Below are 23858 nucleotides of genomic sequence, written 5' to 3' on the forward strand. Positions count from 1 at the left end.
GCGATCAGCAGGGCGCTGAAAGACTGGAGACGACGTCTTTTGAGCGAGAGTCAAACCTGCTGGGCGGTCGGGAACGCCTCAGGGCCGCCGCCGACCACGGGTCGGCGGCGGCCCTGAGGGAGCAGGGGGACGGGACGCCCTAGCCGAGCGGGCGCATCCAGCCGTGCTTGTCCTCGCTGATGCCGCGCTGGATGTCGAGCAGGGCCCGGCGCAGGCGCAGAGTGACCTCGCCCGGCTCGCCGCCGCTCTGCTGCCATTCGGCACCGGCGCGCTTGACCGTGCCGACGGGGGTGATGACTGCGGCGGTGCCGCAGGCGAAGACCTCGGTGAGGGTGCCGTTCTCCGAGTCCCGCTGCCACTGCTCGACCGAGACGCGCTCCTCGACGGCCTCGTAGCCGAGGTCGCGGGCGACGCTCAGCAGGGAGTCACGGGTGACGCCCTCCAGGATGGAGCCGGTGAGGGTCGGGGTGACGATCCTGTCGCCGTACACGAAGTACAGGTTCATGCCGCCCAGCTCCTCGACCCAGGTGTGCTCCACGGCGTCGAGGTAGCAGACCTGGTCGCAGCCCTTGGCGGCGGCCTCGGCCTGGGCCAGCAGGGAGGCCGCGTAGTTGCCGCCGGTCTTGGCGTCGCCCATGCCGCCGGGGACGGCACGCACCCGGTCCTCGGAGACCCAGATGGAGACGGGCTTCACGCCGCCGGGGAAGTAGGCGCCGGCCGGTGAGGCGATCACCAGGAAGAGGTACTCGTTGGCGGGCTTGACGCCCAGGCCGACCTCCGTGGCGATCATGAAGGGGCGCAGGTACAGGGACTCCTCGCCCCCGTGCGCCGGCACCCACGCCTTGTCCTGCCGGACCAGGGCGTCGCACGCCTCGATGAACGTCTCGACCGGCAGCTCGGGCATGGCGAGGCGGCGGGCGGAGCGCTGGAAGCGCTTGGCGTTCTGGTCCGGGCGGAAGGTGGCGACGGAGCCGTCGGGCTGCCGGTAGGCCTTCAGGCCCTCGAAGATCTCCTGGGCGTAGTGCAGGACGGTGGTCGCCGGGTCGAGGGAGATCGGCGCGTACGGGACGAGCTGGCCGTCGTGCCAGCCCCGGCCCTCGGTCCACTTGATCGTCACCATGTGATCGGTGAAGTGGCGGCCGAAGCCGGGGCTGGTCAGAATCGCCTCCCGCTCTGCGTCGCTGAGCGGATGGGCGGAGGGCTTGAGCTCGATCGTGGGCGTCGTCATGAGTGGTTGTCCTTCACCGGTTGTAGTGACGGGCCGCCTCGCTCGGTACGGCAGCGGGACGGCCAGTGCTAGGACGTCCGAGCATTCCCTCATTTCGCGGCTCCGCGTTCGATTATCGCCCGGAGACGACAGCGGACGGAACAGGGTGAATGCGGCCCGGTGGTCGATGGTGGCACCCGGCGGGGACATGCGGAAGCCGCCGGATGCTGGTGCGACCCGGCGGCTTCGAGGGTGTCGAGGTGCGCGCCGGTCAGCCCGCTACGCGTACGGCGAGCGCGTCGCCGATCTCGGAGGTGCTGCGGGCGGGCAGGTCGCCGCGCTCCGCGAGGTCGGCGGAGACGGCGTCCTCGATGCGGGTCGCCTCGGTCTCGTGACCGAGGTGGCGCAGCAGGAGGGCGACGGACAGGACCGTGGCGCTGGGGTCTGCCTTGCCCTGGCCGGCGATGTCCGGGGCGGAGCCGTGCACCGGCTCGAACATGGACGGGTACGCGCCGGAGGGGTTGATGTTGCCGCTCGCGGCGACACCGATGCCGCCGGAGACGGCCGCGGCGAGGTCGGTGATGATGTCGCCGAAGAGGTTGTCGGTGACGATGACGTCGAACCGCTCGGGCTGGGTGACCAGGTAGATGGTCGCGGCGTCCACGTGGATGTAGTCGGTGGTGACCTCGGGGTACTCCTCGGCCACCTTGTTGAAGATGTTCGTCCACAGGTGGCCCGCGAAGGTCAGCACGTTGTTCTTGTGGACCAGCGTGAGCTTCTTGCGGGGGCGGGCCTGCGCGCGGGCGAAGGCGTCGCGGACCACGCGCTCCACACCGAAGGCCGTGTTCACGGAGACCTCGGTGGCGACCTCGTGCGGCGTGCCCTTGCGGATGGTGCCGCCGTTGCCGGTGTAGGGGCCCTCGGTGCCCTCGCGGACGACCACGAAGTCGATCTCCGGCTGGCCGGCGAGCGGGGTGGCCACGCCCGGGAGCAGCTTGCTGGGCCGCAGGTTGACGTGGTGGTCGAAGGCGAAGCGGAGCTTGAGCAGGAAGCCGCGCTCGAGGACGCCGGAGGGCACGCTCGGGTCGCCGATGGCGCCGAGCAGGATGGCGTCGTGCTGCTTCAGCTCGTCGAGGTCGGCGTCGGTGAGGGTCTCACCGGTGGCGTGGTAGCGCTTGGCGCCGAAGTCGTACTCCTTGGTCTCCAGCTTCACATCCTGCGGAAGGACGGCGGAGAGGACCTTCAGACCTTCGGCCACGACCTCCTGGCCGATGCCGTCACCGGGGATCACTGCGAGATTGATGCTGCGAGACATGCGGGCACCCTACTCCTCGTCCCATGCTCTGACACGGACCGTCCGGGATGCGGACACCCACGAGGCGTACGGCCGTACGACGGTCGCCGGGCCGGCCCGGCGACCGGACCGCCCGGGGGCGCTCAGTGACCGGTGGAGCCGCCGTTGTCCCGGCGGTCGAGGGCGCGCTGGAGGGCGGCTGCGGCGTTCTTGCGGTCGGACTCGCTCGTGCGGGAGAGGTGACGGACGCGGCGGCGGACGGTCGTCTCGGCCATGGAGAATCGACTCCTTCGACGTAACTTCGACGGAACAGAGCGCGGAAAGGGGTTGTCGAGACGCCGGAAAGGGGCGGGGAGCTGCGGGCCGCAGGGGTTGCCTGCACGGGGCCCGGCTCACGACCGCCCATCGCTTGATCGAGCGAGACGTTCGACTCCTACAAAGCTAGGCGAGAGGCACGCTCCTGTCTCCACAATTACTCGGACTTCCTACTATCTGAGACAGTGGAGTGCCTCACACACTGTTGACCTGCGGCGATGTCAGCGGAGTGGTCTACAGCACGTCCTCTACAGCACGTCCCCGTCCCGCCAGTCGAAGAGGAGCTCACCAGCGGCGTCGAGCGGGCCCGCGAGAGCGGGCCGGACGTAGGTGCTCCCCTCCTCGTCCGGCAGGTGCACCACTCCCTGCGGCCCGAGCGCGCACACGCGACCGCCCCACGACTGCCAGCCCCTCGCGGCGTACAGCAGCGCCCCGTCGTCGCTCGCCGACAGCATCCCGGCGTCGTACGCCCGGTCGACGATCCGCTCCAGTTCCTCCATCACCCGCCCGCCGAGCCCGGTGCGCCGCACGTCCGCCCGCACGGCCACCGCCTCCACGTACCCGACCCGCAGCCACCGCTTCCCGTGCCGCACCCGGCGCATCACCACGGCACCGTGCGCGGCGAGCCCGGCCGGGTCGTGCACCAGGACGTGCATGCCCCCGAGCCCGTGCTCCCAGTCCTCGTCCCCGAAGTCCCCCTCGAAGGCAGCGACCAGCAGGGCGCGCACCGCGTCGAGTTCGGCGGACGCGAGGTCGGCGGTGTGAGCGGTGCGCAGGCGTACGGAGGCGGTCATGGACCCAGTATCCGGGCACGCACGCCACCCGGTAACCCCTGAAGCGGGCTTGACGGGTTAGCACCGGCGTGATGCACTCCCCCTAACCATCTAAGTGCATGTCATCGGTTAGAATAGAAGAGAGACGCAAGGAGGGGTCATGTTCACGCACCAGTTGCGCCCCCAGGTGCACCACCGCACGACCACCGTCCGCGGACACGAGATCGCCTACCGCGAGGCCGGACCGGCCGGCGCCCCCGTGCTTCTGCTGCTGCACGGCTTTCCGAGCAGCTCGCACATGTTCCGCGACCTCGTCCCCCTGCTCGCTGACCGCTACCGGGTCGTCGCCCCCGACCACATCGGCTTCGGCCGCTCTGCCACTCCCGCGCACACGGAGTTCACCTATACCTTCGACGAACTGGCCGTCATCACGGACGAGTTCACCGAACATCTGGGGCTGCGCAGGTATGCCCTCTACGTCCAGGACTACGGCGCCCCCATCGGACTGCGCCTCGCCCTCGCACATCCGGAGCGGGTCACCGCGATCGTCACGCAGAACGGCAACGCCTACGAGGAGGGACTGGGCGAGGACGCCTGGGCCCCCGTGCTCGACCTCATCGCCCACCGCACGCCCGAGACCGAGGGTCCGGTGCGGGAGATCTACACCCTGGACGGCATCAAGTGGCAGTACCTGCACGGCGTCGTGGACCCGAGCCTGGTCAGCCCGGACGCCTACGAGCAGGACGCGGCCTTCCTCGCCCGCCCCGGCCAGACGGAGATCCAGCTCGACCTGATCTCCGACTACGGCTCCAACATCGCCCTGTACCCGGCGTTCCAGGAGTACTTCCGCTCCGGGCAGGTCCCGCTGCTCGCCGCCTGGGGCGCGCACGACGAGATCTTCGTCCCGGCGGGCGCCCTCGCCTTCCAGCGCGACCTGCCGCGCGCCGAGGTGCACCTGCTGCCCACCGGCCACTTCGCACTGGAGACCCACGCGGGTGCGATCGCCACGCTGATGCGGGACTTCCTCGCCCGCAACGTCACCCGGTGAGGACCCCGCGACCTCTCCGGTCGGGGACCTCTCGACGTCACCCGCTCGAGGGCCCCGCGGACACGCGAACGGGCCAGGTCGAGGGACCTGGCCCGTGGCGCGCGGACGGATGTCAGCCCATGTGCGGGTACGTGTAGTCGGTCGGCGGGACCAGCGTCTCCTTGATGGCCCGGGTCAGGGTCCAGCGCATCAGGTTCTGCGGGGCGCCGGCCTTGTCGTTGGTGCCGGAGGCACGGCCGCCGCCGAAGGGCTGCTGGCCGACGACGGCGCCGGTCGACTTGTCGTTGATGTAGAAGTTGCCCGCCGCGTAGCGCAGCCTCTCCATCGTGTACGCCGCCGCGGCGCGGTCGTTGGCGATGACCGAGCCGGTCAGCGCGTAGTCGGACACCGACTCCATCTGGGTCAGCATCTCGTCGTACGCGTCGTCCTCGTAGACGTGCACGGCGAGGATCGGGCCGAAGTACTCGGTGCGGAACACCTCGTTCTCCGGATCGGTGCACTCGATGACGGTCGGGCGGACGAACCAGCCCACCGAGTCGTCGCAGGAGCCGCCCGCCACGATCGTGCAGGACGGGTCCTCCACGGCGCGGTCGATCGCGGCCTTGTTCTTGGCGAAGGACCGCTCGTCGATGACGGCGCCGATGAAGTGGGACAGGTCGGTGACGTCGCCCATGGTGATGCCGTCGACCTCGGCGGCGAACTCCTCACGGAAGCCGTCGTTCCAGATGGACGCCGGGATGTAGGCGCGGGACGTGGCGCTGCACTTCTGGCCTTGGTACTCGAAGGCACCGCGGGTCAGCGCGGTCTTCAGGATGGCGCGGTCGGCGCTCGGGTGGGCAACGACGAAGTCCTTGCCGCCGGTCTCGCCGACCAGACGCGGGTAGGAGCGGTACTTCTCGATGTTGGCCCCGACCGTCTTCCACAGGTACTGGAAGGTCTTGGTCGAGCCGGTGAAGTGGATGCCGGCGAGGTCGCGGTGGACCAGGGCGACCTCGGAGACCTCGATACCGTCGCCGGTGACGAGGTTGATGACGCCCTTGGGCAGCCCGGCCTCCTCGAGCAGCTCCATGAGCAGCACGGCGGCCAGGGTCTGCGTCGGGGACGGCTTCCACACCACGACGTTGCCCATCAGCGCGGGCGCGGTGGGCAGGTTGCCGGCGATGGCGGAGAAGTTGAACGGGGTGATCGCGTAGACGAAGCCCTCCAGCGGGCGGTGGTCGAGACGGTTCCACACGCCCGGGGAGTTGGCCGGGGGCTGCTCGGCGAGGATCCGGCGGGCGTAGTGCACGTTGAAGCGCCAGAAGTCGACCAGCTCGCAGGGCGTGTCGATCTCGGCCTGCTGGGCGGTCTTGGACTGGCCGAGCATGGTCGCGGCCGCGATCGTCTCGCGCCAGGGGCCGGCCAGCAGCTCCGCGGCGCGCAGGATGATCGCGGCGCGGTCGTCGAAGGACATCGCGCGCCAGGCCGGGGCGGCGGCGAGGGCCGCGTCGATCGCGTCCTGCGCGTCCGCCCGGGTGGCGTGCCGGAAGGTGCCGAGGACCGCCTTGTGGTTGTGCGGCTGGACGACCTCGAAGGGCTCGCCGCCGCCCATCCGCTTCTCACCGCCGATGGTGCAGGGCAGGTCCCTGGAGTTCTCGGCCAGCTCCTTGAGCCTGGCCTCCAGCCGGGCGCGCTCGGGCGAGCCGGGGGCGTAGCCGTGCACCGGCTCGTTGACGGGGGTGGGGACCTGGGTCACAGCGTCCATGGGTTCCGTAACTCCTTGACTTGAGCGGTGGGTGTCCGGGCTCAGCCCTTGCTGACCATCGAGCGGAGGAAGAACCGCAGGTTGGCGGGCTTCTCCGCGAGGCGGCGCATGAAGTAGCCGTACCAGTCCGTGCCGTAGGCGGTGTAGACGCGCATGCGGTGGCCCTCGGCGGCCAGCCGCAGGTGCTCGTCGCTGCGGATGCCGTACAGCATCTGGAACTCGTACTCGTCGAGCTTGCGCCCGGCAGTGCGGGCCAGCTCCTGGGCGATGGTGATCAGACGCGGGTCGTGGGACCCGATCATCGGGTAACCGTCGCCCTCCATCAGCGTCCGCAGGACGCGGACGTACGCCTTGTCGATCTCGTGCTTCTGCTGGTACGCGACGGAGGCGGGCTCCTTGTAGGCACCCTTCACCAACCGTACGCGGCTGCCGCTCGCGGCGAGGCGGCGCGCGTCCTCCTCGGTCCGGAACAGGTAGGCCTGGATGACGCAGCCGGTCTGCGGGACGTCCTTGCACAGCTCCTCGTGGATGGCGAACATCGAGTCGAGGGTGGTGTGGTCCTCCGCGTCGAGGGTGACCGTCGTGCCGATCTCCGCGGCGGCCTCCACGACCGGGCGGACGTTGGCGAGGGCCAGCTCGTGACCGCCGGGGAGGGCCTGGCCGAACATGGACAGCTTCACCGACATCTCGGCGCGGGTGCCGAGCTCCAGCGGGCGGAGCCGATCGATCAGCTCGAGGTAGGCGTCGCGGGCGGCGGCGGCCTGCTCGGGGGTCGTGATGTCCTCGCCGACGACGTCCATCGTCAGTTCCAGGCCCTTGCCGGTGAGCTCCTGGACGACGGGCAGGATCTCGTCGACGGTCTCGCCGGGGATGAAGCGGTCGACGACCTGCTTGGTCACCGGGGCCGCCGAGATCAGGCGTCGCATCCGGTCGCTGCGCGACGCGGCGAGAATCACGGGACCCAGCACGGGGCACCTCCACAAGCATCGGAATGGCCGCTGCCCGACGCTGCGGGTACGGCACGGAGAACCACCGTGAAACCTAAGGATCCCTCCGATGGTGGGCCATCGACAGCTGTCACGCATCCGTGCCGGAGATCTCAGACAGATGTCTGAAGGCCTCGCGGTTTTGCGGGAGAATGCCCGGGTGACGTCGGAATACAGGGGTGACTACCAGGAACTGGTGGACGAGATCTCGGAGCTGCTCGGCGCTCCGGCGACGCTGGAGAACCGGGACTTCGAGCTGATCGCCTTCGGCGCCTACGACAGCGAGGGCGACCTCGATCCGTCCGCGCTGGACCCGGTGCGCACCCGTTCGATCCTGACCCGCCGCTCCACGGCCGCGGTCCGCGCCTGGTTCGAGGGCTTCGGCATCACCCGGGCGACCGGCCCCGTGCGCATCCCGCGCACTCCGGAGGCGGGTGTGCACCGGGGCCGCATCTGCCTGCCGGTGCGCCACCGGGGCGTGGTGCTCGGCTACGTCTGGCTGCTGGACTACGACCCGGGACCCACCGAGCGGCAGCTGAGCGCAGCCATGCAGGTGACGGCCCGGATCGGCGCGCTGCTCGCGGACGAGGCGCAGCACGGCGCGGACCTCACCCGTGAGCTGCGGGCGGTGCTCACCGCGGACCGCGACTGGCAGCGCGACATGGCCGTCGCCGAGCTGCGCACCGCCCTCGGCACCCGGGCCGACGGTCTGCACACGGTCGTCTGCGTCGCCCCGTGGCCCTCCGCCGACCCGGACGACGCGCCCTCGGTGCGTACGGTCCCGGGGGCGACCGCACTGTGCACCCTGCCGTGGGGCACGACGGCGCTGTCCCTGGCCCTGCTGCTCCGGCTGCGCGCGTCGGACGTCCTCGCGCCGGCGACGACGGCGGCCTCCCGGCTGCTGGAGCGGGCCCGCGGCACCGGCCCGGCGGACCGGGGCGGTGCCGACAGCGGCCCGGCGCCGGCCGCCGGGATCGCCGCGCCCCGCGTCGGACTCGCCGAGCTGGGCGTGGCCTGGGGCGAGGCGTCGGCGGCGGCCCGGGCGGCGCTTGCCGAACCCCGGCTGGGACCGGTGGCCCGATGGGCCTCGATCGGCCCGTTCCGTCTGCTGACCGCGCTGCCCCCGCGGATCGCCCACGACCCGGTCGTCGGCCCCCTGCTCTCCCCCGCCCAGCACGAACTGGCCCGCACCGCCGAGGTCTACCTCGACCGCGCGGGCCAGGCCGGCCGCACCGCCGCCGAGCTGGGCATCCACCGCCAGACCCTGTACTACCGCCTGTCCCGCATCGAGCAGCTCACCGGCCTGGACCTGGACGACGGCGAGGACCGGCTGCTGCTGCACATGGCCCTGAAGGCCCACCGCCTGTGACGGCACCGGATCGAGGAGTGCCCCGGCCGCCGTGACGGTCGGTGCTGCCGGCGGAGGTGCTGCCGGCGGACGGTGTCCGGTCGTTCGAGCGGCAGATCGCCAGGACGATTGCGCGGCTGCCCGCCGAGGGGCCGGTCAGTTCCGGGTGGCCGCCTCGATCACCCGGCGCAGGCCCTCGGTGATCCGGTCCGCTCCGGGCGCGGTGCGCGGGTCGAAGGTCCACTGGGCGATGAGCCCCGTCATCAGGGTCACGTAGAACATCCCGAGAGTGTCCGCGGTCTCGTCGGAGACGTCCTCCTCACGCCCGCCCGCCAGCAGCGGGACCAGTCCACGGCCGGCCTGCCGCTGGGCCACGGCCAGATGGTCGCGCACCTCGGGCAGCCGGTCGCCGAGGGCGAGGACCTCCATGCTGAGCCGCCAGACGGAGCCGGGTTCCTTCATGGTGCCGATGATGTTGGACCACACCCGTTCGAACCGCTCCAGGGACCCCGGTTCGGTACCGTCCACGTTTCCCTCGAAGGCGCCGCCCGTGTCCTCCACCAGGGAGACGTAGGCCTGGGCGAGCAGCGCGTCCTTCGACCCGTAGTGGTAGCCGATGGACGCGAGGTTGGTCCCCGACTCCCTCACGATGTCCCGCGCCGTCGTGCGCACGAACCCCTTCTCGAGCAGGCAACGCTTGGCGCCCTCGAGCAGATCCTCACGGTGTCCCATGGCGACACCCTACCGCTGCCCGTACAAGTGTCCCAGACGCCCGTCATGTACAGCCGTCCTAGACGTGCGTTTCATACGCACGTATATTCTCCGTCATGACGAACTCGACGAGCCCCGCACCGGCCCCCGCACGCGCCGGTCGCCGCGAATGGACCGCGCTCGGTGTGCTGATGCTTCCGCTGCTGCTGGTCTCCATGGACGTCTCCGTCCTCTACTTCGCTGTCCCGGAGATCAGCGCGGACCTGGAACCGACCGGCACCCAACAGCTGTGGATCTTCGACATCTACGCCTTCGTGCTGGCCGGTCTGCTAATGACGATGGGCTCGCTCGGCGACCGCATCGGCCGCCGCCGGCTCCTGCTGATCGGCGCGGGCGCCTTCGGCGCCGCCTCGCTGCTCGCCGCCTACGCCCACAGCGCCGAGACGCTGATCGCGGCCCGCGCGCTGCTCGGCATCGGCGGCGCCACCCTGATGCCGTCGACGATGGCCCTGGTCCGCACGATGTTCACCGACCCCGACCAGCGGGCGAAGGCGATCGGCCTGTGGTCCGGCGTGATGACGGCGGGCATCGCACTCGGCTCGGTGACGAGCGGGGTGCTGGTCGAGTACTTCTGGTGGGGCTCGGTCTTCCTGGTGAACCTGCCCGCGATGGCGCTGCTGCTGGTGCTCGGCCCGCTGCTACTCCCGGAGTCGAAGAACCCCTCCCCCGGCCGGTTCGACCTGCTGAGCGTCCCGCTGTCCATGGCGGCGGTCCTGCCCGTGGTCTACGGCCTGAAGGAGCTTCCGTCCGAGGGATGGAACGTCCGGTACGTCGTCTCGGTCACCGTCGGTCTGCTGTTCGCGGCGCTCTTCGTGCACCGGCAGCGCACCGCGGCCTCGCCCATGATCTCGCCCGCCCTGTTCCGGGGGCACGGCTTCACCCCGGCGGTCGTCCTCAACACGATGTCGGCGTTCGGGATGATGGGCTCGGCCTACTTCACCACCCAGTACTTGCAGTCGGTGCTCGACAGAAGCGCACTGGAGGCCGCGCTGTGGAGCCTGCTGCCGTCGGTGTTCATCGGCTTCGCCGCCCCGGTCACCACCCGGCTGGTCCAGCGGGGCGTCGACCGGGCCCACGTCGTGACGGGCGGCTTCCTGGTCGCGGCGGGCGGCTACGGACTCCTCGCCCTCGCCGGCACGGACTCGCTGTGGCTGGTGCTGGCCGCGTGCGGCGTCCTGGCCTGCGGCATCGTCGCCGTGCTGGCCCAGCTCACCGACCTGGCCCTGAGCTCGGCCCCGGTCGAGAGGGCGGGCGCGGCCTCGTCACTGATGGAGACCGGCACCGAGTTCGGCGGTGCCCTGAGCATGGCGGTGCTCGGCTCCGTCGGTACCGCCGTCTACCGCCACGAGATTCCGTCCTCGGCACCGGGTCCCGCCCGGGAGACCCTGGGCGGCGCGCTCGCCGTCGCGGACCAGTTGCCGGGGCGCGCGGGAAACGTCCTGGCGACGGCGGCCCGGGAAGCGTTCACCAGCGGGATGCAAGGCGCCGCGATCACCGGCGCACTGCTGCTGGCCGCGGCGGCCGCGCTGGCGGCGAGGGGGCTGCGCGGCATCCGGGTGCGGGCGGAGCGGAGCACGCGAAACGCCGGACGGGCCGACCATGTCAGCCCGTCCGGCGTGTGAGGACCTACGGGGAAGTACCCGCCCGGCACAGCAGCGGGGGTCCGGGGACCGCCGCCCCCGGACGGTCCCCTCAGACCAGGTTCACCGAACGTGCGGAGGTCGCGCCGATCTCGGAGGCGACCTCGGTCAGCACCCCGGCGGGCACCGTGTCGTCGACCGTCAGCACCGCCAGTGCCTCTCCGCCGACCGTGGCACGGGCGACCTGCATTCCCGCGATGTTCAGGCCCGCCTGGCCGAGGATGCGGCCTACGGTGCCGACGACACCGGGACGGTCCTCGTAGCGCAGGACGACCATGTGGTCGGCGAGCGCGAGGTCCACGTCGTAGTCGCCGACCGCGACGATCTTCTGGACGTGCTTGGGGCCGGCCAGCGTGCCGGAGACCGAGATCTCCTCGCCGTCCGACAGGGTGCCGCGCACGGTGACGACGTTGCGGTGGTCGGCCGACTCCGAGCTGGTCGTCAGCCGGACCTCGACACCGCGCTCCTGGGCGAACAGGGGGGCGTTGACGTAGGACACGGTCTCGTCGACGACGTCCTCGAAGACGCCCTTGAGCGCGGACAGCTCCAGCACCTTCACGTCGTGCTGGGTGATCTCGCCGTAGACCTCGACGTCGAGGCGGACGGCGACCTCACCGGCGAGCGCGGTGAAGATCCGGCCGAGGCGCTCGGCGAGCGGCAGGCCCGGCTTGACGTCCTCGGCGATGACACCGCCCTGGACGTTCACCGCGTCCGGCACCAGCTCACCGGCCAGGGCGAGGCGCACCGAGCGGGCGACGGCGATGCCGGCCTTCTCCTGCGCCTCGTCGGTGGAGGCACCGAGGTGCGGGGTGGCCACGACCTGGTCGAACTCGAACAGCGGCGAGTCGGTGCAGGGTTCCTTGGCGTACACGTCCAGGCCCGCGCCCGCGACCCGGCCCTCCTTGAGCGCCGAGTACAGCGCCTGCTCGTCGACGATGCCGCCGCGCGCGGCGTTGATGACGCGTACGCCCGGCTTCACCTTGCGCAGCGCCTCGTCGCCGATCAGGCCGAGGGTCTCGGGGGTCTTGGGCAGGTGGACGGTGATGAAGTCGGAGACCTCGAGCAGCTCGTCCAGGGACAGCACCTTGACGCCCATCTGCGCGGCCCGCGCGGGCTGCACGTAGGGGTCGTAGGCGACGACCTTCATGCCGAAGGCGGACATGCGCTGCGCGACGAGGGCGCCGATCCGCCCCAGACCCACGACACCGAGGGTCTTCTCGGCGAGCTCGACGCCCGTGTACTTGCTCCGCTTCCACTCGCCGTTCTTCAGCGCGGCGTTGGCCTGCGGGATGTTGCGCGCGGTCGCGATGATCAGGCCGCAGGCCAGCTCGGCCGCGGTCACGATGTTCGAGGTGGGGGCGTTGACGACCATCACGCCCGCCTTGGTGGCGGCGGAGACGTCGACGTTGTCCAGTCCGACGCCGGCCCGCGCGACGACCTTCAGCCTGTTCGCGGCGGCGATCGCCTCGGCGTCGACCTTGGTGGCCGAGCGGATCAGGATCGCGTCCACGTCGGCGATGGCCGGCAGCAGTTCGGCTCGGTCCGCTCCGTTGCAGTGCCGGATCTCGAAGTCCGGACCAAGCGCGTCCACGGTGGCGGGCGACAGCTCTTCAGCGATGAGTACGACGGGTTTCGAGCTCACGTGAGTCCTCACAAGTCCAATGCGGACGGCCGTCCCGACGGCCGCTGGCGGTGGAGGGATGCTTGCCGCGTGGAAGACGCACGACGCTGTGGGCCTGACGCGTATTAATGCAGCAGTGTAGTGGCGCCGGTGGGGTCGTCTTACGCCGCTTCGGAAGGATCACCCGGACGAGAAACGCCATTGTGTACGGGGGGTCCGGGGCGAAGCCCCGCGGCGGTACCCCGCTGCCGGGGGCACCGCCACGGGGCACGGAGACTCACGCCTCCTCGTTCACCCAGCTCATCAGCTTGCGCAGCTCCTTGCCGGTGGTCTCCAGCAGGTGCTCGGAGTCCTGCTGCTTGTACTCGTTGTACTTCTTGAGGCCGCCGTGGTACTCGTCCATCCACTGCTGCGCGAAGGTGCCGTCCTGGATCTCGGCGAGGACCTTCTTCATTTCGGCCTTGGTGGCGTCGGTGATGATGCGCGGGCCGGTGACGTAGTCGCCCCACTCGGCGGTCTCGGAGATCGACCAGCGCATCTTCTCCAGGCCGCCCTCGTACATGAGGTCCACGATCAGCTTCAGCTCGTGCAGGCACTCGAAGTAGGCGATCTCCGGCTGGTAGCCCGCCTCGGTCAGCGTCTCGAAGCCCGCCTTGACCAGCGCCGCGGCGCCACCGCACAGCACGGCCTGCTCGCCGAACAGGTCGGTCTCGGTCTCCTCGGTGAAGGTCGTCTTGATGACGCCCGCGCGGGTGCCGCCGATGCCCTTGGCGTAGGACAGGGCCAGCGCGAAGGCGTTGCCGGAGGCGTCCTGCTCGACGGCCGCGATGCAGGGAACGCCGCGCCCCTCCTCGTACTGACGGCGCACGAGGTGGCCCGGGCCCTTCGGGGCGACCATGCAGACGTCCACGCCGGCCGGGGGCTTGATGAAGCCGAAGCGGATGTTGAAGCCGTGGCCGAAGAACAGCGCGTCGCCGTCCTTCAGGTTCGGGGCGATGTGCTCCTCGTAGACCTGGGCCTGGATCGGGTCCGGGACGAGGATCATGATGACGTCGGCCTCGGCGGCGGCCTCGGACGGGGTCACCACGCGCAGGCCCTGCTCCTCGGCCTTGGCCTTGGACTTCGAGCCCTCGTGCAGACCGACGCGCACATCGACGCCGGAGTCGCGCAGCGACAGGGCGTGGGCGTGGCCCTGGCTGCCGTAACCGATGACCGCGACCTTGCGGCCCTGGATGATGGACAGGTCGGCGTCGGCGTCGTAGAACAGCTCGGCCACTTTGGGTTCTCTCCTTGGGTGCAGGTGTTGCGTCCCACCGTATGACGGTGGGGGGAGGGGAAGTCTCGGGGTCTCGGAATACGGGCGGCCGGTCGTGTCCGGCCGCCCGTTTCGGGTCTTACGCCGACCGGTCCAGGGCGCGCAGCGACCGGTCGGTGATCGAGCGGGCACCGCGTCCGATCGCGATCGTGCCGGACTGGACCAGCTCCTTGATGCCGTACGGTTCCAGCATCTTGAGCATGGCGGACAGCTTGTCGCTGCTGCCGGTGGCCTCGATGGTGACCGCCTCGGGGGAGACGTCCACGGTCTTGGCGCGGAACAGCTGGACGATCTCGACGATCTGGGAGCGGGTCTCGTTGTCCGCGCGCACCTTCACCAGAACGAGTTCGCGCTGAACGGCCTGCCCGGGCTCGAGCTCGACGATCTTCAGCACGTTGACGAGCTTGTTGAGCTGCTTGGTGACCTGCTCCAGCGGCAGGTCCTCGACGTTCACCACGATGGTGATGCGCGAGATGTCGGGGTGCTCGGTGACACCGACGGCGAGGGAGTCGATGTTGAAGCCGCGGCGGGAGAACAGGGCGGCGATCCGGGCGAGGATACCGGGGGTGTTCTCCACCAGGACGGAGAGCGTGTGCTTGGACATGTCTGGGGTTTCCTCTTCGCTCTTCCCGGCTCAGTCGTCTTCGTTGTCGCCGAAGTCGGGGCGGACGTCCCGGGCGGCCATGATCTCGTCGTTGGAGGTGCCTGCGGCGACCATCGGCCACACCATCGCGTCCTCGTGGACGATGAAGTCCACGACGACCGGACGGTCGTTGACGGAATTCGCCTCTTCGATGACCTTGTCGAGGTCGGCCGGGTCCTCGCAGCGGATGGCGTAGCAGCCCATGGCCTCCGACAGCTTCACGAAGTCGGGGACACGGGTGCCCCGGGCCTCCGGGTTGACGTCGTCGGGGCCGGAGTGCAGCACCGTGTTGGAGTACCGCTGGTTGTAGAAGAGGGTCTGCCACTGGCGGACCATCCCCAGGGCACCGTTGTTGATGACGGCGACCTTGATGGGGATGTTGTTCAGCGCGCAGGTGGTGAGTTCCTGGTTGGTCATCTGGAAGCAGCCGTCGCCGTCGATGGCCCAGACCGTGCGCTCGGGCACGCCGGCCTTGGCGCCCATGGCGGCGGGGACCGCGTAGCCCATGGTTCCGGCGCCGCCGGAGTTCAGCCAGGTGGCGGGCTTGTCGTACTCGATGAAGTGCGCGGCCCACATCTGGTGCTGGCCGACGCCCGCGGCGAAGATCGTGCCCTCGGGCGCGAGCTGCCCGATGCGCTCGATGACCTGCTGAGGGGAAAGCGAGCCGTCCTCGGGCTGGTCGTAGCCGAGGGGGTAGGTCTCGCGCCAGCGCCTCAGGTCGTTCCACCAGGCGGTGTAGTCGCCCTGGTGGCCCTCGGCGTGCTCCTTCTGCACCGCCTGGATCAGGTCGGCGATGACCTCGCGGGCGTCACCGACGATCGGCACGTCGGCGGCGCGGTTCTTGCCGATCTCGGCCGGGTCGATGTCGGCGTGGACGATCTTGGCGTACGGGGCGAAGCTGTCCAGCTTGCCGGTGACCCGGTCGTCGAAGCGGGCGCCGAGGGCGACGATCAGGTCGGCCTTCTGCAGACCGGTGACCGCGGCCACGGATCCGTGCATGCCCGGCATGCCGAGGTGCTGCGGGTGGGTGTCGGGGAAGGCGCCGAGCGCCATCAGTGTGGTGGTGACGGGCGCTCCGGTGAGCTCCGCGAGCACCTTCAGCTCAGCGGTGGCGCGGGCCTTGAGGACACCGCCGCCCACGTACAGCACGGGGCGCTTCGCGGAGGTGATCAGCTTCGCGGCTTCGCGGATCTGCTTGGCGTGCGGCTTGGTGACGGGCCGGTAGCCGGGCAGGTCCATGGTGGGCGGCCAGGAGAAGGTCGTCTTCGCCTGGAGGGCGTCCTTGGCAATGTCGACCAGCACCGGGCCGGGACGGCCGGTGGAGGCGATGTGGAACGCCTGGGCGATCACCCGCGGGATGTCCTCGGCCTTGGTGACGAGGAAGTTGTGCTTGGTGATCGGCATGGTGATGCCGACGATGTCCGCCTCCTGGAAGGCGTCCGTCCCGATCGCCTTGGAGGCCACCTGCCCGGTGATCGCGACCAGCGGCACGGAGTCCATGTGCGCGTCGGCGATCGGGGTGACCAGGTTGGTGGCGCCGGGGCCGGAGGTCGCCATGCAGACGCCGACCTTGCCGGTGGCCTGCGCGTAGCCGGTGGCCGCGTGGCCGGCGCCCTGCTCGTGGCGGACCAGGACGTGCCGCACCCGGGACGAGTCCATCAGCGGGTCGTACGCCGGAAGGATCGCACCGCCGGGAATGCCGAATACCGTGTCGGCGCCGACCTCCTCGAGAGAGCGGATGAGGGACTGCGCACCCGTGATGTGCTCGACGGGAGCGGAGTACTGTCCTCCGGATCGGGGCCGGGGCTGCGGGTGAGGGGCCCCGGTGGCCTGCTCGGTCATCGGCATTCTCTTCTCGATGCTGAGGGTTTTTGCGAGGTTTGTACGGTGTACGCGGGGTGTGCGGCAGGTGCTGGTGCAACAAAAAACCCCTCGTGCCATAAGGCAAGCGAGGGGAGCGCGCCGGGAGTGGTCGCTGAGCGGTCGAGGCCCAGCGTCAGCCGACGCGCTTTCCAAGTACGAGAATTCGGGTGCGCATGGCACTGACCCTCCCCCCGGCACGCACTCACTGTCAAGTGGGTGGGACGGGAGTCTCATTATGTGAACGCAGGGCCGTTCCACCCCTGAGGACGGCGGTCACCCCCGTGGAGTACACGCCGGAACCGCCGCCGACGAAAGCGGGTTCCGCGGGGCCGTGCGGCACCGGATAGCGGCCGGTGGTGAGCGCGCGGCGCAGCCGGTACTCGTCCAGTGGACCGGAGAAGGCCAGGCCCTGTCCGTGCGTGCAGCCCATCTCGCGCAGGGCGACCACCTGCTCCGGCAGGTCCACCCCGTCGGCCACGGACTGCATTCCCAGGTCGGACGCGATGCGCAGCAGCCCGGCGGTGATCTTGTACAGCCGCGCGGACTCCAGCACGCCGTCGACCAGGCCGCGGTCGAGCGTGAGCACGTCGACGGGGAGCCGTCTGAGGGCCGTGATCGCCGCGTGGCCGCTGCCGAAGCCGTCGAGCGCGATCCGCACGCCGACGCGCCGGAGCGCGTTCAGCCGGCGCTCCAGCTCGTCCGAACAGGCCCGGGGATCGGTGTCGGCCAGCTCGATCATCAGTGACCCGGAGGGCAGCCCGTGCCGGGTGAGCAGGGCCTCGATCGGGCCGAGCGGCGTCGAGCGGTCCAGCAGCCGACGGGCGCCGAGCCGGACGACCACCGGCACGGACACCCCGGTCGCCTGCCGCTCGGCGGCCTGCTCGACGGCCTCCTCCAGGACCCACCGGTCCAGCTCGGCGGTCCTGTCGCTGTCCTCCGCCACCCTCAGGAACTCGGCAGGGGTGAAGAGCACCCCCTGGGAGGAACGCCAGCGCGCCTGCGCGCGAACCGACATGATCCGGCCGTTCTCCAGGGACACCACGGGCTGGTGCAGCAGCGTGAACTCGCCGTCGTGCAGCGCGGCGCGCAACCGGGTGGCCAGCTCCGCCCTGCGGACCACGTCCTGCTGCATCTGCGGCCGGTACAGCTCGACGCGGCCCTTGCCGCCGGCCTTGGCCCGGTACATGGCCAGGTCGGCGTTGCGCAGCAACTCACCTGCGCCGAGGCCCGGTTCGGCGAAGGCTACGCCGATGGAGGCGTTGACCCGGACATCGTTGCCGTCGATGACGTAGGGCTGGGACAGGGTGACCCTGAGCCGGTCGGCGAGCTCCAGGATGTTGCGTTCCCGGGCGTCCCTGTCGCGGGCGCCGTCCCCGACGATCAGGGCGGCGAACTCGTCGCCGCCGAGCCGGGAGGCGGTGTCGCCCTTGCGGACGGACTCCGCGAGTCTGCGGGCGGCCTGGACGAGCAGTTCGTCCCCGGCCTGGTGTCCGATCGTGTCGTTGACGGCCTTGAAGCCGTCCAGGTCGATGAAGAGCACCGCCGTGCCTCTGAGGGCGGCGCCCCGGTCGGAGGCCCGGCGGCCGGAGAGGGCCTGCTGGACGCGCTGGGTGAACAGGGCGCGGTTGGGCAGGTCGGTGAGCGGGTCGTGCTCGGCGTTGTGCTGGAGCTGGGCCTGGAGCCGCACTCTCTCGGTCACGTCCCGGCTGTTGAAGATCAGGCCGCCGTGGTGCCGGTTGACGGTCGACTCCACGTTCAGCCAGCCGCCGTCTCCGGAGCGGAAGCGGCACTCGATGCGGGTGGTGGGTTCCTCGACCGGGCTGGCGGCGAGGAAACGGCGTACCTCGTGCACCACGCGACCCAGGTCCTCCGGGTGGATCAGATGGGCCAGCTCTGTGCCCACCAGCTCCTCCGCCGGGCGGCCGTAGACCCCGGCGGCGGCCGGGGAGACGTAGCGGAGGATGCCGCTGGGCGCGGCGATCATGATGACGTCGCTGGAGCCCTGCACCAGGGAGCGGAAGTGGTTCTCCTTCTGTGCCAGTTCCTGGGTGAGGGTGATGTTGTCGAGCAGCATGATGCCCTGGCGCACCACCAGGGCGAGGACCACGGTTCCGCCGGTGAGCAGCACCACCCGGTCGACGCTGCGGCCGTTGAGGACGTTGTAGAGGATCCCCAGGGTGCACACGGCCGCGGCGAGGTAGGGCGTGAGGGCGGCGAGGGAACCGGCGATGGGCCGGGCCGCGGGATAGCGGCTGTGCTCGCCGGGCGGGACGGGCGGCTGGGGGCCCGCCGCGCCGGGTCGCCCGGGCAGGTTCCCGCGGACCACGCGCGTGTGCCCCTCGTCCTCCGTGCGCCCGCTCCGGGGTCCGGTCCACGGGGCGTAGGCCAGCAGGAGCGAGCCGGCGAACCAGCCGGCGTCCAGCAGCTCACCGGAGCGGTAGGTGTCGCGCATCAGCGGCGAGGTGAACAGGGCGTCGCACATCACCGTCAGCGCCAGCGCGCCGATCGCCGTGTTCACGGCGGAGCGGTTGACCGCCGAACGTCGGAAGTGCAGCGCGAGGACCATGCTGACCAGAGCGATGTCGAGCAGCGGGTACGCCAGTGACAGGGCGGTGTGGGCCACATCCGGGCCCTCGGCCTGCGCGGCCTGAGCGAGTGCGAGGCTCCAGGCCAGGGTCAGCAGGGAGCCGCCGATCAGCCAGGCGTCCAGGGCGAGACAGACCCAGCCGGCCTTGGTCACGGGGCGTTTGGCGAGCACCAGCAGCCCCACGATGGCGGGCGGGGCGAAGCACAGGAAGAACAGGTCGGCATAGCTGGGGGTGGGCACCGGCCGGCCCAGGACGACCTCGTACCAGCCCCAGACCAGGTTGCCCAGGCAGGCCATCACCGAGGAGAGCCCGAACAGCAGCCAGGCGGGCCGAAACCGGGTGCGCCGGCGGCGGGCGTAGACGACGCAGGACACCGCGGCCGCACCGGCGGCTGCGCTCAGTCCGAAGTCCCCCATGAAGAGGGCCACTTGACGCGAGCCCCAGCCGATCGCGGCGCCGACGGCGTAGGCCGCGCAGACCAGGGCCAGGACGAGCTGGGACATCAGGCCGGGCCGCCGACGGGTGGCCGGCGGGCGGGGTGGCGGCGCCTCCGACGAGGGCTGCGGACGCAGCGCTCCGTCGAGGGTCGGGGTCGGCGCGCTCACCGGGTCCTCCCGCTCCGCGCGGCTCCAGGGTCCCTCTGGCCCCGGTGCACCGGGGGGGCGTGCCTCCTGCGGCCGCCGTGCCCACCGTGGCGGCCGGCACCGACACGAGCGGAACACGGGCCCCCGCCGTGCGGCCCGTGGTGGGAGTGGTGACCGCGTCCGCGCGCGGCCGTGCGCCAGGATCGCCGTCGGCGGCTCCGCCGCGTCGGATCGCTCGTCCCCAGGCCGTGCATCGCCCGTCGCCCCCCTCGCAGTTCGCAGTGTCCGTCCCCGGCGCCGATCGGTCAGCGGCGCAACCCCTGTCGGGACGATACACCAGTCCCGTCACTCAGGGACATAGGTTCTCTACGCTCCGTGACGATCACCGAAGGTATGAGTACCCACCGCGCGCGGAGAAACGCGGACGGTACTCGAAGCGGATTACACGCCTTCCGTTCCCGTCACCAGGATCACGTTCCGGAGCTCCTCCTGGTTCACGAAACGGTGCAACTGGTCCACCAGGAGCCGCTTGGCGCGCGGCAGGAAGGCTGAGGTGGGGCCGCCGACATGGGGGCTGATCAGGACGCCCGGCGCACGCCACAGGGGGTGCTCGGCGGGCAGCGGTTCGGGGTCGGTGACGTCGAGTGCGGCCGTGATCCGGCCGGTCTCCAGCTCGGTGAGCAGGGCCTTGGTGTCGACGACGCCCCCGCGGGCGACGTTCACCAGCAGCGCGCCGTCCTTCATCCGGGTCAGGAAGGCGGCGTCGACCAGGTGACGGGTGGTCTCGGTCAGCGGCGTGGAGAGCACGACGACGTCCGCCTCCGGGAGCAGAGAGGGCAGTTCGGTGAGCGGGTGCACCGGACCGCGCGCCGTGGTGCGCTCGGAGCGCGCGACGCGCGCCACCCGCGCGAGCTCGAACGGAACGAGCCGATCCTCGATGGCGGAGCCGATCGAACCGTAGCCCACGATGAGCACGGTCCTGTCGGCGAGCGCGGGCCGGAAGCCGCCGAGCCACTGCCCCTCGTCCTGCGCCCGGACGAAGTCGGGGATGCCGCGCAGGGAGGCGAGGATCAGCGCCAGCGTCAGCTCCGCGGTGCTGGCCTCGTGCACTCCGCGCGCGTTGCACAGCCGCACCCCCGGGGGCAGGTGGCGCAGGCCGGGCTCCACGTGGTCGGTGCCGGCGGACAGGGTCTGCACGACCCGGACGGCACTCATCCGCGGCATCGGCCGTGTGCCGATCCCGCTGGGCTTCATGTACGGCACGACGTAGAAGGCGCAGTCGGCCGGGTCCGCGGGGAAGTCCTCGCCGCCGTCCCAGAATCGGTACTCCGGTCCCTCGGGGAGGCCCTCGATCTCGTCCGGCGGGATGGGAAGCCACACGTCTGCAGTCATGCTTCGGAGGCTATGTCAGGAGCCCGCGAGCGCAGAGGTTAGGTTGGGGTGGCCAGGAGAGGGAGGGTCACGACCAGGTGGAGCGCAGGACGATCGGCGCGGCGGCGCTCGCGGTGGGGGCCGTCGGACTCGGGTGCATGCCGATGAGCTGGGCCTACAGCACGTCGCGGCAGCGTGGCGAGGAGTCGCTGAGGGCGGTGCACCGGGCGCTCGACCTGGGCTCGACCCTGCTGGACACCGCCGACATGTACGGACCGTTCACCAACGAGCTGCTGCTGGGACGGGTGTTGAAGGAGCGGCGCGCGGATGCCTTCGTGTCCACGAAGGTCGGCCTGCTGGTCGGCGACCAGCACATCGTGGCCAACGGCCGCCCCGGGTACGTGAGGAGGGCCTGCGACGCGTCGCTGCGCCGGCTCCAGACCGACGTCATCGACCTGTACCAGCTGCACCGCGCCGACCCGGAGATCCCCGTCGAGGAGACCTGGGGCGCGATGGCGGAGCTGGTACGGGCCGGGAAGGTGCGGGCGTTGGGGCTGTGCGCGGTGGGGGCGCGATCGGCCCGGCGGCCGGGGGCGCGGCTGCACGACGCCACGATCCGGCAGTTGGAGCGGGTGCAGCAGGTCTTCCCGGTGAGCGCGGTGGAGGCGGAGCTGTCGGTGTGGTCCCCGGAGGCGCTCCAGGCGCTACTGCCGTGGTGCGAGTCCCGCGGCGTCGGCTTCCTCGCCGCGATGCCGCTCGGCAACGGCTTCCTCACCGGGACGCTGACGCCGGGCGTCGGCTTCGAGGCGGACGACCTGCGGGCGCGGCACCCCCGTTTCACGGCCGAGATGATGGCCGCCAACCAGCCGATCGTGGTCGGCCTGCGCCGGATCGCCCGCCGGCACGGCGAGGACGTCACCCCGGCACAGGTGGCCCTGGCCTGGGTCCTGGCCCAGGGCCGGCACGTGATCCCGGTGCCGGGCACCAAGCAGGAGCGCTGGGTCACCGAGAACGCGACGGCCGCGGCCGTGCGCCTGACGACCCAGGACCTGGCCGAGGTGAGAATGCTGCCGGCGGCGCAGGGGTCGTGGGACTGACCGCCGGTGGGTGCGGGCGCGCTCCCCGTCCGGCTGGGGGCGAGGCCGGCCGGGCGGGTGCCGGGGGCGGGGCCGGCCGGTGAACGGACGGTGCGGAAAGGTTCCGGCTCGGCGGATCGGGAACCTGGGAGGCGCGGGCGGTGTATGACAAGTGAGAAACCGCCGCGTCGAAGGGAACAAGATCGTGCGACATCGAGCCGTGACGGCCCTGCTGGCCGCCGCCGCGCTCCTGCTCACGGCCGGCTGCTCCACCGACGACGGAGGATCACCCGCCGGGGACGACAGCGCCTCCCCGAGCCGTACGACGCCGGGGTCGTCGCCCCCGGACCGGGCCGCCGGGGAGGTTCCACCGGCGAAGGGCACCGTGAAGGTGGTGCGCACCGTCGCCTCGGGGCTGAAGAGCCCCTGGGGCCTCGCCCCACTTCCGGACGGCGATCTCCTCGTGTCCTCGCGGGACGAGGGCACCATCAGCCGGGTCGACGGCAGGACGGGCCGCAAGACGGTGCTGGGCGAGGTCCCGGGGGTATCACCCGCCGGCGAGGGCGGCCTCCTCGGCATCGCCCTCTCCCCCGGCTATGCCTCGGACCACATGGTCTACGCCTACTTCACCTCCGCCTCGGACAACCGCATCGTCCGCATGGTCTACGAGGAGAAGCGGTCCCCCGGCGACCAACTGGGCGCCCCCGACACGGTGTTCCGCGGCATCCCGAAGGGCGTCGTCCACAACGGCGGCCGGATCGCGTTCGGCCCCGACCGGATGCTCTACGCGGGCACGGGCGAGGGTGGTGACACCAGTCTGTCGCAGGACAGGAAGTCCCTCGGCGGCAAGATCCTGCGGCTGACCCCGGAGGGCGAGCCGGCGCCGGGCAACCCCTTCCCCGACTCCCCCGTGTACTCCTTCGGACACCGCAATGTGCAGGGCCTGGCCTGGGACCGCCGACAGCGCCTGTTCGCCTCGGAGTTCGGCCAGGACACCTGGGACGAGCTGAACGCGATCAAGCCGGGCGACAACTACGGCTGGCCGGAGGCCGAGGGCCGGTCCGACGAGGGGGACTTCCACCAGCCGATCGACCAGTGGCGCACGGACGAGGCGTCCCCCAGCGGCATCGCCCATGCCGAGGGTTCGATCTGGATGGCCGGTCTGCGCGGCGAGCGACTGTGGCGGATACCCCTGAGGGGCACGGAGGCGTCGGCGGAGCCCCAGGCGTTCCTGGAGGGCGAGTACGGCCGGCTGCGCACCGTGGTCCCGGCGGGCGGCGACCGCCTGTGGCTGGTCACCAGCAACACCGACGGCCGCGGCGACCCGGCCGGGAGCGACGACCGCATCCTGGAGCTGAAGGTGGGCTAGCGCGGCTCCCTGACCGCGTCGGCCGCCCCACCGCCCGCGTCGTCCGGCCCGCCGTGCACGCGTCCGTCCCCGTCGTTCCCGCCCGCGTCCTGGTCCTTGCCGCCTCCCCCGTCCCGCTCGTGTTCGGTGCCGGCCGGCGGGCGGACGACGACCCTCCCGGACGCCAGGTCTATCGGGCCGCGCCCGGGGTCGGCGTCGCCGACGTCCTCGCGGGTCAGCTCCAGCCGCTTGCGTTCGTCGTGGGTGTGCTTGCGGCCGGGGGCGAACAGTTCCTCGAAGGCGTTGAACACGGAACCTCCTAC

Annotated in this window: 19 protein-coding genes; 5 read left to right on the plus strand and 14 right to left on the minus strand. The window is 71.1% G+C overall.

Annotated elements, in window-relative coordinates; all coding sequences use genetic code 11:
* Nucleotides 1-139: 139 nt before the first annotated feature.
* The 4 genes from ACFYOV_RS30750 to ACFYOV_RS30765 form a co-directional block, all read right to left on the minus strand.
* The gene (locus tag ACFYOV_RS30750) at nucleotides 140-1228 is read right to left on the minus strand and encodes a branched-chain amino acid aminotransferase (protein ID WP_389093297.1); all 1089 of its coding nucleotides are present in this window, start codon (nucleotides 1226-1228) and stop codon (nucleotides 140-142) included.
* Between the two features lie 250 nt (nucleotides 1229-1478).
* Nucleotides 1479-2522 carry a 3-isopropylmalate dehydrogenase gene (locus tag ACFYOV_RS30755; RefSeq protein ID WP_389093300.1) on the minus strand — a complete coding sequence of 348 codons (1044 nt, stop codon included), beginning with the start codon at nucleotides 2520-2522 and terminating at the stop codon, nucleotides 1479-1481.
* Nucleotides 2523-2644: 122 nt separating this feature from the next.
* Nucleotides 2645-2776: a hypothetical protein gene (locus tag ACFYOV_RS30760; RefSeq protein ID WP_389093301.1), complete on the minus strand. Its 132-nt coding sequence runs from the start codon at nucleotides 2774-2776 to the stop codon at nucleotides 2645-2647.
* A gap of 288 nt (nucleotides 2777-3064) precedes the next feature.
* Nucleotides 3065-3610 (minus strand): aminoglycoside 2'-N-acetyltransferase, encoded by a 546-nt coding sequence (locus ACFYOV_RS30765; protein ID WP_389093304.1) that lies wholly within the window; start codon nucleotides 3608-3610, stop codon nucleotides 3065-3067.
* 139 nt (nucleotides 3611-3749) lie between these two features.
* On the opposite strand from ACFYOV_RS30765, the gene ACFYOV_RS30770 reads away from it, so the two are divergent.
* Complete coding sequence (locus tag ACFYOV_RS30770; protein WP_389093305.1) at nucleotides 3750-4637, plus strand: alpha/beta fold hydrolase; 888 nt, start codon at nucleotides 3750-3752, stop codon at nucleotides 4635-4637.
* Between the two features lie 112 nt (nucleotides 4638-4749).
* On the opposite strand, the gene pruA is transcribed toward ACFYOV_RS30770, so the two are convergent.
* Together pruA and ACFYOV_RS30780 are read right to left on the minus strand one after the other, a co-directional pair.
* Nucleotides 4750-6381, minus strand: coding sequence for an L-glutamate gamma-semialdehyde dehydrogenase (gene pruA / locus ACFYOV_RS30775; RefSeq protein WP_389093308.1), 1632 nt, complete (start codon nucleotides 6379-6381; stop codon nucleotides 4750-4752).
* Nucleotides 6382-6422: 41 nt separating this feature from the next.
* Nucleotides 6423-7349 carry a proline dehydrogenase family protein gene (locus ACFYOV_RS30780; protein WP_389093310.1) on the minus strand — a complete coding sequence of 309 codons (927 nt, stop codon included), beginning with the start codon at nucleotides 7347-7349 and terminating at the stop codon, nucleotides 6423-6425.
* Nucleotides 7350-7488: 139 nt separating this feature from the next.
* Here ACFYOV_RS30780 and ACFYOV_RS30785 point away from each other — a divergent pair, with 139 nt between their 5' ends.
* Entirely contained in the window at nucleotides 7489-8736 is a 1248-nt protein-coding gene (locus ACFYOV_RS30785; protein WP_389093313.1) for a PucR family transcriptional regulator, read from the plus strand.
* A 135-nt stretch (nucleotides 8737-8871) separates the two neighbouring features.
* Here ACFYOV_RS30785 and ACFYOV_RS30790 read toward each other — a convergent pair whose 3' ends face one another.
* Nucleotides 8872-9447: a TetR/AcrR family transcriptional regulator gene (locus tag ACFYOV_RS30790; RefSeq protein ID WP_389093315.1), complete on the minus strand. Its 576-nt coding sequence runs from the start codon at nucleotides 9445-9447 to the stop codon at nucleotides 8872-8874.
* A 95-nt stretch (nucleotides 9448-9542) separates the two neighbouring features.
* On the opposite strand from ACFYOV_RS30790, the gene ACFYOV_RS30795 reads away from it, so the two are divergent.
* Nucleotides 9543-11108, plus strand: a complete 1566-nt coding sequence (locus ACFYOV_RS30795; protein ID WP_389093317.1) for an MFS transporter — start codon at nucleotides 9543-9545, stop codon at nucleotides 11106-11108.
* Between the two features lie 70 nt (nucleotides 11109-11178).
* Here the strand turns inward: ACFYOV_RS30795 and serA are convergent, their stop codons facing one another.
* From serA to ACFYOV_RS30825, 6 genes are all read right to left on the minus strand, one after another.
* Complete coding sequence (gene serA / locus ACFYOV_RS30800; protein WP_389093319.1) at nucleotides 11179-12768, minus strand: phosphoglycerate dehydrogenase; 1590 nt, start codon at nucleotides 12766-12768, stop codon at nucleotides 11179-11181.
* Nucleotides 12769-13024: 256 nt separating this feature from the next.
* Nucleotides 13025-14023 (minus strand): ketol-acid reductoisomerase, encoded by a 999-nt coding sequence (gene ilvC / locus ACFYOV_RS30805; RefSeq protein WP_389093322.1) that lies wholly within the window; start codon nucleotides 14021-14023, stop codon nucleotides 13025-13027.
* Between the two features lie 118 nt (nucleotides 14024-14141).
* Complete coding sequence (gene ilvN / locus ACFYOV_RS30810) at nucleotides 14142-14666, minus strand: acetolactate synthase small subunit (protein ID WP_030614411.1); 525 nt, start codon at nucleotides 14664-14666, stop codon at nucleotides 14142-14144.
* A gap of 30 nt (nucleotides 14667-14696) precedes the next feature.
* Nucleotides 14697-16547, minus strand: coding sequence for an acetolactate synthase large subunit (locus ACFYOV_RS30815; RefSeq protein ID WP_389093324.1), 1851 nt, complete (start codon nucleotides 16545-16547; stop codon nucleotides 14697-14699).
* Between the two features lie 229 nt (nucleotides 16548-16776).
* Complete coding sequence (locus ACFYOV_RS30820; RefSeq protein ID WP_389093327.1) at nucleotides 16777-19761, minus strand: putative bifunctional diguanylate cyclase/phosphodiesterase; 2985 nt, start codon at nucleotides 19759-19761, stop codon at nucleotides 16777-16779.
* Nucleotides 19762-20181: 420 nt separating this feature from the next.
* On the minus strand, nucleotides 20182-21132 hold the full coding sequence (locus ACFYOV_RS30825; protein ID WP_389093328.1) for a 2-hydroxyacid dehydrogenase: 951 nt from the start codon (nucleotides 21130-21132) through the stop codon (nucleotides 20182-20184).
* Nucleotides 21133-21209: 77 nt separating this feature from the next.
* On the opposite strand from ACFYOV_RS30825, the gene ACFYOV_RS30830 reads away from it, so the two are divergent.
* Together ACFYOV_RS30830 and ACFYOV_RS30835 are read left to right on the plus strand one after the other, a co-directional pair.
* Nucleotides 21210-22208 carry an aldo/keto reductase gene (locus ACFYOV_RS30830; protein ID WP_389093331.1) on the plus strand — a complete coding sequence of 333 codons (999 nt, stop codon included), beginning with the start codon at nucleotides 21210-21212 and terminating at the stop codon, nucleotides 22206-22208.
* A 184-nt stretch (nucleotides 22209-22392) separates the two neighbouring features.
* Nucleotides 22393-23556, plus strand: coding sequence for a PQQ-dependent sugar dehydrogenase (locus tag ACFYOV_RS30835; RefSeq protein WP_389093333.1), 1164 nt, complete (start codon nucleotides 22393-22395; stop codon nucleotides 23554-23556).
* Here the strand turns inward: ACFYOV_RS30835 and ACFYOV_RS30840 are convergent.
* The gene (locus ACFYOV_RS30840) at nucleotides 23553-23846 is read right to left on the minus strand and encodes a DUF6191 domain-containing protein (protein ID WP_389093335.1); all 294 of its coding nucleotides are present in this window, start codon (nucleotides 23844-23846) and stop codon (nucleotides 23553-23555) included. The two genes, ACFYOV_RS30835 and ACFYOV_RS30840, sit on opposite strands and share 4 nt — an antisense overlap.
* Nucleotides 23847-23858: the final 12 nt, after the last annotated feature.

Origin of the sequence: Streptomyces sp. NPDC005931 (assembly GCF_042871235.1) — a bacterium.
Taxonomy (GTDB): domain Bacteria; phylum Actinomycetota; class Actinomycetes; order Streptomycetales; family Streptomycetaceae; genus Streptomyces.